Annotated in this window: 12 protein-coding genes; 10 read left to right on the top strand and 2 right to left on the bottom strand. The window is 69.4% G+C overall.

Annotated elements, in window-relative coordinates; translation table 11 throughout:
- From DMH12_RS33340 to DMH12_RS33330, 3 genes are all read left to right on the top strand, one after another.
- A partial coding sequence (locus tag DMH12_RS33340; RefSeq protein ID WP_260474433.1) for a site-2 protease family protein occupies positions 1-1,232 on the top strand: 1,232 nt, incomplete at its 5' end.
- Positions 1,233-1,357: 125 nt separating this feature from the next.
- On the top strand, positions 1,358-2,260 hold the full coding sequence (locus DMH12_RS33335; RefSeq protein ID WP_122617319.1) for a tRNA (adenine-N1)-methyltransferase: 903 nt from the start codon (positions 1,358-1,360) through the stop codon (positions 2,258-2,260).
- A 221-nt stretch (positions 2,261-2,481) separates the two neighbouring features.
- On the top strand, positions 2,482-3,060 hold the full coding sequence (locus DMH12_RS33330; RefSeq protein ID WP_125495103.1) for a hypothetical protein: 579 nt from the start codon (positions 2,482-2,484) through the stop codon (positions 3,058-3,060).
- 47 nt (positions 3,061-3,107) lie between these two features.
- Here the strand turns inward: DMH12_RS33330 and DMH12_RS33325 are convergent, their stop codons facing one another.
- The gene (locus DMH12_RS33325; protein ID WP_122617317.1) at positions 3,108-3,413 is read right to left on the bottom strand and encodes a ferredoxin; all 306 of its coding nucleotides are present in this window, start codon (positions 3,411-3,413) and stop codon (positions 3,108-3,110) included.
- Between the two features lie 245 nt (positions 3,414-3,658).
- Here DMH12_RS33325 and arc point away from each other — a divergent pair, with 245 nt between their 5' ends.
- The 6 genes from arc to prcA all read left to right on the top strand — a co-directional run bounded on the left by arc (position 3,659) and on the right by prcA (position 9,829).
- Complete coding sequence (arc, locus tag DMH12_RS33315; protein ID WP_122617315.1) at positions 3,659-5,425, top strand: proteasome ATPase; 1,767 nt, start codon at positions 3,659-3,661, stop codon at positions 5,423-5,425.
- Between the two features lie 235 nt (positions 5,426-5,660).
- Positions 5,661-7,172 (top strand): depupylase/deamidase Dop, encoded by a 1,512-nt coding sequence (gene dop / locus DMH12_RS33310; protein ID WP_185832704.1) that lies wholly within the window; start codon positions 5,661-5,663, stop codon positions 7,170-7,172.
- A gap of 181 nt (positions 7,173-7,353) precedes the next feature.
- Positions 7,354-7,572, top strand: a complete 219-nt coding sequence (locus tag DMH12_RS33305) for a ubiquitin-like protein Pup (protein WP_053128307.1) — start codon at positions 7,354-7,356, stop codon at positions 7,570-7,572.
- Between the two features lie 33 nt (positions 7,573-7,605).
- Positions 7,606-8,199: an endonuclease VII domain-containing protein gene (locus DMH12_RS33300; protein ID WP_125495102.1), complete on the top strand. Its 594-nt coding sequence runs from the start codon at positions 7,606-7,608 to the stop codon at positions 8,197-8,199.
- Positions 8,151-8,996, top strand: coding sequence for a proteasome subunit beta (prcB, locus tag DMH12_RS33295; RefSeq protein WP_122617313.1), 846 nt, complete (start codon positions 8,151-8,153; stop codon positions 8,994-8,996). Before DMH12_RS33300 ends, prcB begins: the two co-directional genes overlap by 49 nt.
- Positions 8,997-9,055: 59 nt before the next feature.
- The gene (gene prcA, locus DMH12_RS33290) at positions 9,056-9,829 is read left to right on the top strand and encodes a proteasome subunit alpha (protein ID WP_125495101.1); all 774 of its coding nucleotides are present in this window, start codon (positions 9,056-9,058) and stop codon (positions 9,827-9,829) included.
- A 36-nt stretch (positions 9,830-9,865) separates the two neighbouring features.
- Here prcA and DMH12_RS33285 read toward each other — a convergent pair whose 3' ends face one another.
- On the bottom strand, positions 9,866-10,876 hold the full coding sequence (locus DMH12_RS33285; protein ID WP_185832703.1) for a LacI family DNA-binding transcriptional regulator: 1,011 nt from the start codon (positions 10,874-10,876) through the stop codon (positions 9,866-9,868).
- A gap of 112 nt (positions 10,877-10,988) precedes the next feature.
- Here DMH12_RS33285 and DMH12_RS33280 point away from each other — a divergent pair.
- A partial coding sequence (locus tag DMH12_RS33280) for an MFS transporter (protein ID WP_125495099.1) occupies positions 10,989-12,063 on the top strand: 1,075 nt, incomplete at its 3' end.

Raw genomic sequence — 12,063 nt, 5'->3', positions numbered from 1 at the left:
GTCCCCCCGCCCACCACGCCGGCGGCGAACCCCACGACGGCGGCAAGGGCGGACCCGGGCGGCCGCCCCGGCGCCGGCCCGAGCCCGGCGGAGGGCTCCTGATGGGCAGGCCCTTCGGCGTGCCCGTGTACGTCGCACCCAGCTGGTTCCTCGTCGCCGCCCTCATCACCTGGGTCTTCGGCGGCCAGCTCGACCGCGTGCTGCCCGAGCTGGGCGCCGCACGCTACCTGGTCTCCCTCTTCTTCGCCGTCGCCTTCTACGCCTCCGTCCTCGTCCACGAACTGGCGCACACCGTCGCCGCACTCCGCTTCAAGCTCCCCGTGCGCCGTATCCAGCTCCAGTTCTTCGGCGGCGTCTCCGAGATCGAGAAGGAGGCCGAGACCCCCGGCCGCGAATTCGTCCTGGCCTTCGTCGGCCCACTCCTCTCCCTGGTCCTCTCCGGCGTCTTCTACCTCGCCCTGCTGCCCGTGGAACCCGGCACCGTCCCCGGCGTCCTGCTGGCCGGCCTGATGATCTCCAACCTGATCGTGGCCGCCTTCAACCTCCTGCCCGGCCTCCCCCTCGACGGCGGCCGCATGCTCCGCGCCGTCGTCTGGAAGATCACCGGCAAACCCATGCACGGCACCGTCGCCGCCGCCTGGGTCGGCCGGGCCCTCGCCGTCTCCGTCCTGATCGGGCTGCCCCTGCTCACCCAGTCCGGCGCCCTCGGCTCCGACGCCGTGGACAACGTCGGCATGGACACCGTCATGGACGCCCTGCTCGCCGCGATCCTCGCCGCCATCATCTGGACCGGCGCCGGAAACAGCCTGCGCATGGCCCGCCTGCGCGAACACCTCCCCGAACTGCGCGCCCGCGCCCTCACCCGGCGCGCCGTCCCCGTACCCGCGGACACCCCCCTCTCCGAGGCCCTGCGCCGCGCCAACGCCTCCGGAGCCCGCGCCCTGGTGGTCGTCGACACCGAAGGCGGACCCGTCTCCCTGGTCCGGGAGGCCGCCATCGTCGGCGTACCAGAACACCGCCGCCCCTGGGTGGCGGTCAGCACCCTCGCCCAGGACCTCACCGACGGCATGCGCGTCTCCGCCGAACTCTCGGGCGAAGAACTCCTGGACGCCCTGCGCGCCAACCCCGCCAGCGAGTACCTCGTGATCGAGGAGACCGGCGAGATCTACGGCGTCCTGTCCGCGGCCGACGTCGAGCGGGCCTTCGTCAAGGCAATGGCAAGGCCCAGCTGAACCCGCCCCGAAGGGGCGCGGCGAACGGTGCGAGCAACCCCATGAGGCCCGGCCCCCGCGCCCGCACGAGGCCACCGTCCCCCGCGCTGGTCAAGCCCCCGGCAGGGAACCGGTAGGCTGGTCACATGTCCGAACCGACCGGTGCCGCCCGCAGGCGCGGGCCCTTCAAGGTCGGGGACCAGGTTCAGCTGACCGACCCCAAGGGCCGCCACTACACGTTCACGCTCGAGGCCGGGAAGAACTTCCACACCCACAAGGGTTCCTTCCCCCACGACGAACTGATCGGTGCTCCCGAGGGCAGCGTTGTCCGCACCACCGGGAACGTCGCCTACCTCGCGCTGCGCCCCCTGCTCCCCGACTACGTCCTGTCCATGCCCCGCGGGGCAGCCGTCGTCTACCCGAAGGACGCGGGGCAGATCCTCGCCTTCGCCGACATCTTCCCCGGCGCACGCGTCGTGGAGGCCGGCGTGGGCTCCGGCTCGCTGAGCAGCTTCCTGCTGCGCGCCATCGGCGACCAGGGCATGCTGCACTCCTACGAGCGCCGCGAGGACTTCGCCGACATCGCCCGCCAGAACGTGGAGCGCTACTTCGGGGAACCGCACCCCGCCTGGCAGCTCACCGTCGGCGACCTCCAGGACAACCTGTCCGACACCGACGTCGACCGCGTCATCCTCGACATGCTCGCCCCCTGGGAGTGCCTGGAGGCCGTCTCCAAGGCCCTCGTACCCGGCGGCATCCTGTGCTGCTACGTCGCGACCACCACCCAGCTCGCCCGGACCGTCGAGTCCATCCGCGAGATCGGCTCCTTCAACGAGCCGACCTCCTGGGAGACGATGATCCGCAACTGGCACGTCGAAGGCCTCGCCGTCCGCCCGGACCACCGGATGATCGGCCACACCGGCTTCCTGCTCACCGCCCGCCGCCTCGCCGACGGCGTCGAGCCCCCCATGCGCCGCCGCCGCCCCGCCAAGGGCGCCTACGGCGAGGACTACGCAGGACCCAACGCCGACGGAGGCGCCGGCCGCTGAGGCGCCCCCGCACCCTGAGCAACGCGAGTACGCCGTGGTGGAGTTCCCGGCAGCCCCCGGGAACTCCACCACGGCGTCTTCGCGTTGACAGGCACCCCCGGGGAGCGGGCCGCAGGCGGGCCAATCCGACCAGGTACCCACCCCGCCGTTCCCCCGCACTGTGACGTGTGGCACGATGCTGGCCACCCCCACCGGCACAGCCCTCACAGGAGACACTCCTCGTGCAGCACCCCGCCGTTCCGGACCTGTCCCACACGCACACCCGGCCGATCCACTGGGTCGCCACCGCCACGGCCGTCGCCGCGGTGGTCGCCCTGTCCTCGGTCCTCCAGCCCGACGCGGCCACGGCGGCACAGCCCGCCGCCGGCCCGAAGACCGCGCCGGCCCACGGCACGCCCCCCGACCCGGCGGCCGTCGCCTTCCCCCTGGAGTGCGGCCCGGTCGAGGCGGTGGTGCGGAAAAAGGCGTCCGGCGACCTCGACGGCGACGGACAGCCCGAGACGGTGGCGGCCGTGCACTGCGACGCACCCATGGGCACCCCGCCCGACGGGGTGTACGTCGTCACGCGCGGCGCCGACGCGGGCAAGCCGCGGGTCGTGGCCACCCTCGTGGACCCGAAGGACCGCCACACCGTCACCGAGCTGACGGTGGACGACCGCGGAGCCGTACGGGCCACCCTCCTCGGCTACTCGTCGGCCGACGTGCCCAGTTGCTGCCCCGACGTCACCGACCACGCGAAGTGGCGCTGGGAGAACGGCGCGTTCGTCAGCGACGCCCCGTCCCAGGCGCGCACGGTGTGACCCAACAGACATCGGTCACACACCGTAGGCGCCGAGTCACATTTTGGTCACTCTGAGTCCGGACCGTAGACCTCGGCCCTGTCCGAAACCCGACGTACGTGGATGCACTCGCCCGGACACTCCTTCGCGGAGTCGACCACGTCCGTGAGAAGCGGCAACGGTACGGGTGTTGCCGCCCCAGGAGCCTGCAGAAGCTCGTCGTCCGCGCCCTTCACGTAGGCCAGACCGTCGATGTCCAGCTCGAACACCTCGGGCGCGTACTGGGCACAGATGCCGTCACCGGTACACAGGTCCTGGTCGATCCAGACCTCCAGAGCCTCGCCGTCGACTCCGGCCTCCTGCTGCACGCTCATCTCTCCTGCCGTCTCCTGCGCCGAGCCGCTCGGGAATCCGGCCAGCTCTGACGGGTGTTGAACGCTTCGAGCGTACCCCCGCCTGGGTTCCATTCACGTCCGGTGGGTATTCCCCTGGCGTGAGGGAGAGCGCAAGGGTGAAGATCGGACACACCCCGACAGTCTTTGTGATCTAGGGGTTTCAATCGACACCCACCCAGGTAGGGTCTGGAAGCGTCCAGCTCCCCATGGAGGAGGTGAGGACCGTGGCAGCCCACGACGACGACATGAACCGCGGCATCCGCCCGGGACGCGGGTCCGACGACCCGGCCGGGCAGGTGGCCTACCTTGAGCAGGAGATCGCCGTCCTGCGACGCAAGCTCGCCGAATCTCCGCGGCACACGAGAATTCTCGAAGAGCGGATCGTCGAACTGCAGACCAACCTGGCCGGCGTCTCCGCACAGAACGAGCGGCTCGCCGGCACACTCCGCGAGGCCCGCGACCAGATCGTGGCCCTCAAGGAGGAGGTCGACCGGCTGGCCCAGCCACCGGCCGGCTTCGGAGTCTTCCTGCAGGCCAACGAGGACGGCACCGCCGACATCTTCACCGGCGGCCGCAAACTCCGGGTGAACGTCAGCCCGAGCGTCGAGCTCGACGAGCTCCGACGCGGCCAGGAACTGATGCTCAACGAAGCACTCAACGTGGTCGAGGCCATGGAGTACGAGAGCGTCGGCGACATCGTCACCCTCAAGGAGATCCTCGAGGACGGCGAGCGAGCCCTCGTGCTCGGGCACACCGACGAGGAGAGGGTGGTGAGGCTCGCCGAACCCCTGCGCGGACTCACCATCCGCCCCGGCGACGCCCTCCTGCTCGAACCACGCTCCGGCTACGTCTACGAGGTCGTGCCCAAGAGCGAGGTCGAGGAACTCGTCCTCGAAGAAGTCCCCGACATCGGCTACGAGCAGATCGGCGGCCTCGGCGGACAGATCGAGGCCATCCGCGACGCGGTCGAGCTCCCCTATCTCTATCCGGACCTGTTCCGGGAGCACGAGCTGCGTCCGCCCAAGGGCGTCCTCCTCTACGGACCCCCCGGATGCGGCAAGACGCTCATCGCCAAGGCGGTCGCCAACTCGCTGGCCAAGAAGGTCGCCGAGGTCACCGGTCAAGCCGCCGGCAAGAGCTTCTTCCTCAACATCAAGGGCCCCGAGCTGCTCAACAAGTACGTCGGCGAGACTGAGCGGCAGATCCGCCTGGTCTTCCAGCGAGCCCGCGAGAAGGCCAGCGAGGGCACCCCCGTCATCGTCTTCTTCGACGAGATGGAATCCCTCTTCCGCACCCGCGGCTCCGGCGTCAGCTCGGACGTGGAGAACACCATCGTCCCCCAGCTGCTCGCCGAGATCGACGGTGTGGAGGGCCTGCAGAACGTGGTCGTGATCGGCGCCTCCAACCGTGAGGACATGATCGACCCCGCCATCCTGCGGCCCGGCCGGCTCGACGTGAAGATCAAGATCGAGCGTCCGGACGCCGAGGCGGCCAAGGACATCTTCGGCAAGTACCTCACCGAGCGCCTCCCGCTCCACTCCGACGACCTCTCCGAACACGGAAAGGACAGGGGTGCCACCGTCCAGAGCATGATCCAGACGGCGGTGGAACAGATGTACGCCGAATCCGAGGAAAACCGCTTCCTGGAGGTCACCTACGCCAACGGCGACAAGGAAGTCCTCTATTTCAAGGACTTCAATTCCGGCGCCATGATCGAGAACATCGTGGGCCGCGCCAAGAAAATGGCGATCAAGGACTTCCTCGAGAAGACCCAGAAGGGCCTCCGCGTCTCCCACCTCCTCCAGGCCTGCGTGGACGAGTTCAAGGAGAACGAGGACCTGCCGAACACCACCAACCCGGACGACTGGGCCAGGATCTCCGGAAAGAAGGGCGAGCGGATCGTGTACATCCGTACCCTCGTCACCGGAAAGCAGGGCGCGGACACCGGACGCTCCATCGACACGGTGGCGAACACCGGTCAGTACCTGTAAAAGGCGGGGCGGCTGCGGGTCCCCACAATGGGTACCCGCAGCCGACTGTTTTCCGGAGCCCCGACTGGAGCAAGGCAATGCCGCAAATGATCTCCCCACCAGTGCAAAGGCGTTCTAGGCTCTTCCATACCGCCGAGTCGCGCAGTGCGGGGACGGGCACCGCACACGCATCGGAGCGCCAGCGGTACTTGAGCGGCGCCCACGACCGAGGGCACCGCCGGGCAAGGAGGGCCGCATGACAGTACGGCGAGTAATGGGCATCGAGACGGAGTACGGGATCTCCGTCCCCGGCCACCCGAACGCCAATGCCATGCTCACCTCGTCCCAGATCGTCAACGCCTACGCGGCGGCGATGCACCGGGCCCGCCGGGCCCGCTGGGACTTCGAGGAGGAGAACCCGCTGCGGGACGCGCGAGGCTTCGACCTCGCCCGCGAGTCGGCCGACTCCAGCCAGCTCACCGACGAGGACATCGGCCTGGCCAACGTCATCCTCACCAACGGAGCACGGCTCTACGTCGACCACGCCCACCCCGAGTACAGCGCTCCGGAGGTCACCAACCCGCGGGACGCCGTGCTGTGGGACAAGGCCGGCGAACGGATCATGGCCGAGGCCGCCGACCGGGCCGCCCAGCTGCCCGGCGCCCAGCCGATCCACCTCTACAAGAACAACACCGACAACAAGGGCGCCTCCTACGGCACGCACGAGAACTACCTGATGAAGCGGGAGACCGCCTTCTCCGACATCGTGCGCCACCTGACCCCCTTCTTCGTCTCCCGCCAGGTCATCACCGGCGCCGGCCGCGTCGGCATCGGCCAGGACGGCCACGAACACGGCTTCCAGCTCAGCCAGCGCGCCGACTACTTCGAGGTCGAGGTCGGCCTGGAGACGACGCTCAAGCGCCCCATCATCAACACCCGCGACGAACCCCACGCGGACGCCGAGAAGTACCGCCGGCTCCACGTGATCATCGGCGACGCCAACCTGTCCGAGATCTCGACCTACCTGAAACTCGGCACCACGGCACTCGTGCTGTCGATGATCGAGGACGGCTTCATCGCCGTCGACCTGGCCGTCGACCAGCCCGTTCGCACCCTGCACCAGGTCTCCCACGACCCCACGCTCAAACGCCTGGTCACGCTGCGCAGCGGCCGCACACTGACCGCGGTCCAGCTCCAGATGGAGTACTACGAACTGGCCCGCAAGTACGTGGAGGAGCGGTACGGCGCGGACGTCGACGACCAGACCAAGGACGTCCTCGGCCGCTGGGAGGACACCCTCAACCGCCTGGAGAACGACCCCATGAGCCTCGCCGGCGAGCTGGACTGGGTCGCCAAGCGGGAGCTGATGGAGGGCTACCGGCGCCGCGACAACCTGGACTGGGACGCGGCCCGGCTGCACCTGGTGGACCTCCAGTACGCCGACGTACGGCCCGACAAGGGCCTGTACAACCGCCTGGTGGAACGCGGCCGGATCAAGCGGCTGCTGGACGAGAACGAGGTCGAGCGGGCCCGTACGAAGCCGCCGGAGGACACCCGCGCCTACTTCCGCGGCCGCTGTCTGGAGCAGTACGCGGACGACGTCGCGGCGGCCTCCTGGGACTCGGTGATCTTCGATCTGCCGGGCCGGGACTCGCTCCAGCGGGTGCCAACCCTGGAACCGCTTCGCGGAACGCGTAATCACGTCAAGGAGCTCCTGGACCGCTGCCGCACCGCGGAAGACCTGGTCAAGGTGCTGGCCGGCGGGTAAGGGCACCCAGCGGGTACACCAGAAGGAGACCGCCGGACGAGGTGGAAAACCACCGGGTCCGGGAACCATCGAGATGGCCCCCGCACGTTGTAGCAACTGCGGGGCCGATGTCGGACCCGGCTTGTAGGGTCTGATCTTGAACCGAGCAACTGTGTCGGGCGAACCGAGCGGGGTGAGGGTTATGGCGACCAAGGACACCGGCGGCGGGCAGCAGAAGGCCACGCGATCCACCGAGGAGGTCGAGGAGCAGGCGCAGGACGCGCAGGCCTCCGAGGACCTCAAGGAACGCCAGGAAAAGCTGAACGACGACGTGGACTCCGTCCTGGACGAGATCGACGACGTCTTGGAAGAGAACGCCGAGGACTTCGTGAGGTCGTTCGTTCAGAAGGGCGGCCAGTAGCCTTCGAATCGAAGGCTACTGGGGGGATCGGGGTTGAAATCAGAAGATGACGCGAAGTGCTGTGTGCGGTGCGGCCAGTGCAAGCCGCGCGCGGCCTTCGCGCGCAAACGGTCGAATTTAGACGGCCTGCAACACCACTGCCGGGATTGCGCCTCTGACTACCACCGGGAGCGGCAGCAGGCTCTAGGCCGGAAAGTCCGCCCCAAGGTAGAGGTGCCGGAGGGCCACAAGCTCTGCATCAAGTGCGGCGAGGTGAAGCCATGGAGCGAGTGGCACCGCAATGCGACCGCATCGGATGGGTTGTCTACTCGTTGCAAGGCTTGCCGGGCAATTGAGGGGCGTGCGAGCCATCTCAAGCGGCACTACGGCCTTACCGAAGCCGAGCGTGACGACATGGTCGCCGCTCAGATGGGGCTCTGTGTGATCTGTCTGAAGGCTCCGGCCGTACATGTGGATCACTGTCACAACACGGGTAAGGTCCGTGGCGTACTGTGCTTCAACTGCAATTCGGCCATCGGCAAGTTGGGAGACGATCCCGACGCTGTTCGTCGGGCTGCCGCCTACCTGGAGGGAACTTCGTGGAAGCCAACACTCGTAGCACCGGGCGTCTACCAGCTGCCTTCCTGACGCCCGGGTCCTCTTCGTTCATGGACTTCCTCGGTGCGCACCAGCCGGAGATGCTCCCGGGCAACCGGCAGCTGCCGCCGGTGCAGGGCGTGATCGAGGCGCCGCACGGCACCACGATCGTGGCCGTCACGTTCCCGGGGGGCGTCGTCCTCGCCGGTGACCGGCGGGCCACCATGGGCAACATGATCGCCCAGCGGGACATCGAGAAGGTCTTCCCGGCCGACGAGTACTCGGCGGTGGGCATCGCCGGCACTGCGGGCCTGGCCGTGGAGATGGTGAAGCTGTTCCAGCTGGAGCTGGAGCACTTCGAGAAGGTCGAGGGGGCGCAGCTGTCCCTGGAGGGCAAGGCGAACCGTCTGTCCACGATGATCCGGTCCAACCTGGGCATGGCGATGCAGGGGCTGGCCGTGGTGCCGCTGTTCGCCGGGTACGACGTGGACCGGGGGACGGGCCGGATCTTCTCGTACGACGTGACGGGCGGGCGGTCCGAGGAGCAGAACTTCGCGACCACCGGGTCGGGGTCGATCTTCGCGCGCGGTGCGATGAAGAAGCTGTTCCGTGAGGATCTGACCGAGGAGCAGGCCACGACGCTCGTGGTTCAGGCGCTGTACGACGCGGCTGACGACGACTCGGCGACCGGTGGTCCCGACGTCGCCCGCCGGATCTACCCGATCATCACTGTGATCACCGAGGACGGCTTCCGCCGGCTCAGCGAGGACGAGGGCTCGGAGCTGGCGCGTGCGGTGCTGGAGCGGCGGCTCGAGCACCCGGACGGTCCGCGGGCCGCGCTGCTGTAGCGGGTGCGTTCGTGTTGTCAGGTGGTCCAGTGACTTCTCCAGAAAGGGATGGATAACCGGTGTCGACGCCGTTCTATGTCTCACCCCAGCAGGCCATGGCCGACCGGGCGGAGTACGCCCGCAAGGGCATCGCCCGTGGCCGCAGCCTGGTCGTGCTGCAGTTCGCCGACGGCATCGTGTTCGTCGGTGAGAACCCGTCCCGTGCGCTGCACAAGTTCAGCGAGATCTACGACCGGATCGGCTTCGCGGCCGCCGGCAAGTACAACGAGTACGAGAACCTGCGGATCGGCGGCGTGCGCTATGCCGATCTGCGGGGGTACACGTACGACCGGGACGACGTGACGGCCCGTGGTCTGGCGAACGTGTACGCGCAGACGCTGGGCACGATCTTCTCCAGTCAGGCCGAGAAGCCGTACGAGGTGGAGCTGGTCGTCGCGGAGGTCGGTGACAGTCCGGAGAGTGATCAGATCTATCGGCTGCCGCACGACGGTTCGATCGTGGACGAGCACGGCTCGGTCGCGGTCGGGGGCAACGCGGAGCAGATCAGCGGCTACCTGGACCAGCGGCACCGGGACGGTATGACGCTGGCCGAGGCGCTGAAGCTGGCGGTGCAGGCGCTGTCGCGTGACACGAACGGCAGTGAGCGGGAGATTCCGGCGGAGCGGCTGGAGGTCGCGGTGCTGGACCGGACGCGGCCGCAGCAGCGGAAGTTCAAGCGGATCGTGGGCGGGCAGTTGTCGCGGCTGCTGGATTCCGGTGCGAGTACGGGTGCCGATGACGCCGGTACGTCCGACGCCGACGACGCTGACGTCGACGCCGAGACGGACGAGTAGGAGGAGGCGGGGCGGCTTCCGGCCGCCCCGTCCGGCTCACCGCGGCGGTGCCGTGGAGCCTCGTACGACCAGGCTGACGGGCAGGTCTCCTTTCTCGGGGGTCCGCCCGTCCAGTACGGCCAGCAGTGCCCGCATGCCGCGTTCGCCGAAGGCTTCCGCGTCGAGGCGGACCGTGGTCAGTTCGGGGTCGATGGCGGTGGCCAGGCCGAGGTCGTCCAGGCCGGTGACGGAGAGGTCGTCGGGGACGCGCAGTCCGGCGCGCCGGGCTGCTTTGTAGGCGCCGGCCGCCAGTTTGTCGTCGTCGCAGACCAGGGCCGTGGGCCGGGGGCCGGGTGCTCTGAGTGCGGCCTCCGTGGCGGTTCGGGCGCCTTCGATGGAGATGGGGGCGCGGGCCGTGCGCAGGTCGGTGCCGGGGGTCGCGGACAGCCGGGTGGCCAGTTCTCGGGCGCGTACCTCGAAGGTCCAGGAGGGTACGTCGGCCGCGAGGTGGAGGAAGCGGCGGTGGCCCAGGGTGAGCAGGTGGTCGGCGACCTGGCGGATGCCGTCGGCGATGTCGAGGTTGACCGTGGCGGCGCCGAGGCTGCCCTCGGGATCGCTGTCGAGCATGACCAGGGGCAGTTGGTCGCCCCGGATCGCCGTGAGGGCGTCGGCGGCCATGGAGGACGCGATGACGCCGTCCAGCGCGGCCTGCGCGGAGGCGAAGGGGTCCCTGGCGGGGCCCACGCCCTCGGGGGAGGGGTAGAGGACGACGCCGAAGCCGTGCTCGGCGGCCACGCGTGCGGCGCCGGTGTACACCTCGGCGAAGAACTCGGTGGTGAGTGCGGGGACGACCAGCAGGACGGTGCGGGTGCGGCCGAGCCGGAGGTTGCGCGCGGCGAGGTTGGGGCGGTAGCCGAGTTCGTGGGCCGCCTCGCGGACCCGCTGTGCGGTGGGCTCGGAGACGCGGCCGCGCCATTTGTCGCCGAGTACCAGGGAGACCGCGGCCTGGGACACTCCGGCTGCCTGGGCGACGTCCCGGCTCGTGGGGCGGGTGCTGCCTTGTGCCACCGTTCGCCTGCGCTTTCGTCTGGACTCGTGAACAGGCGACATGGTACGTATGGCGGAGTTAGTTATACGTAACACGTCACCATGTCATTGAGTGCAGAGAAGGGGGCGCCGCGTGGTTGCCGGGTATCTGGACATCCTCCGGGCGCGGCACGCCGTGCGGCTGCTGGTCGGCACGCTGGTGGGGCGGTTGCCCAACGCCACGGCGGCGATCGCGATCGTGCTGTTCGTGCGGGCGGAGGGCGGCTCGTACAGTCTCGCGGGGGCGCTGGCCGCCGTGTACGGCGTCGCGAACGCCGTGGGGCAGCCGGTGCTGGGGCGGCTGGTGGACCTGCGCGGGCAGCCCCTGGTGCAGTTGCCGGCGGCCGTGCTGTCGGCGCTGGCGATGGGTGTGTTCGCCTTCGCCGGTACCGGGTCGGCCGTGGTCGCGTATGTGGCCGTGGGTGCGGCCGGGTTGTTCACGCCGCCGTTGGAGGGCGGGTTGCGGGCGCTGTGGCCCAGTGTGCTCGGCGAGGAGGAGCAGGTGCACACGGCGTACGCGATGGACGCCGTGGCGCAGGAGGTCATGTTCACCGTCGGGCCGTTGCTGGTGACGGTGTGCGTGTCGTTGTGGTCGCCGCTGGTCGCGTTGCTGGTGCTCAACGGGCTGGGTGTGCTGGGGGCGCTGTCCGTGGTGGTGTCGCCGCCCTCGCGCGCGTGGCGGTCGGCGCCGCGGGAGGCGCACTGGCTGGGTGCGCTGCGTTCGGGCGGGCTGCTGGCGCTGCTGGGGGCGTTCCTGTTCATCGGGATGGCGCTCGGTTCCATCACCGTGGCGTCGGTGCCGTACGCCGACGCGCACGGTGGTGACGCGGTGTACGGCTGGCTGATGGCCGCTCTCGGGCTCGGTGCGCTGGTCGGTGGGGCGGTGTACGGGGCGCGGCGGTGGGCCGGTGAGCCGGCCCGGCGACTGCGCCTCCTGGTGGCTCTGCTGGCGGTCTGTTACCTGCCGCTGATGTGGATGCCGGGTGCCGTCGCGATGGTGCTGCTCACGGTTCTCGCGGGTGTCTTCCTGGCTCCGTGCATCGCTTGTGCGTTCGTCCTCGTCGATGTGCACGCTCCGCGCGGGACGGTGACGGAGGCGTTCTCGTGGCTGGTGACGACCTTCACGGTGGGGGCGTCGGTGGGGACCGGGCTGACGGGGCCCGTGGTGG

This window comes from Streptomyces sp. WAC 04229 (assembly GCF_003947455.1).
In the GTDB taxonomy this organism is placed as follows: domain Bacteria; phylum Actinomycetota; class Actinomycetes; order Streptomycetales; family Streptomycetaceae; genus Streptomyces.
Note: the sequence above shows the minus strand (reverse complement) of the source record. Positions and strands in the feature narration are given on the sequence as shown.

Coding starts and splice junctions, on each gene's coding strand:
- DMH12_RS33335 (WP_122617319.1), top strand. CDS start 1,358: ATGTCCGAACCGACCGGTGCCGCCCGCAGGCGCGGGCCCTTCAAGGTC.
- DMH12_RS33305 (WP_053128307.1), top strand. CDS start 7,354: ATGGCGACCAAGGACACCGGCGGCGGGCAGCAGAAGGCCACGCGATCC.
- DMH12_RS33325 (WP_122617317.1), bottom strand. CDS start 3,413: ATGAGCGTGCAGCAGGAGGCCGGAGTCGACGGCGAGGCTCTGGAGGTC.
- dop (WP_185832704.1), top strand. CDS start 5,661: ATGACAGTACGGCGAGTAATGGGCATCGAGACGGAGTACGGGATCTCC.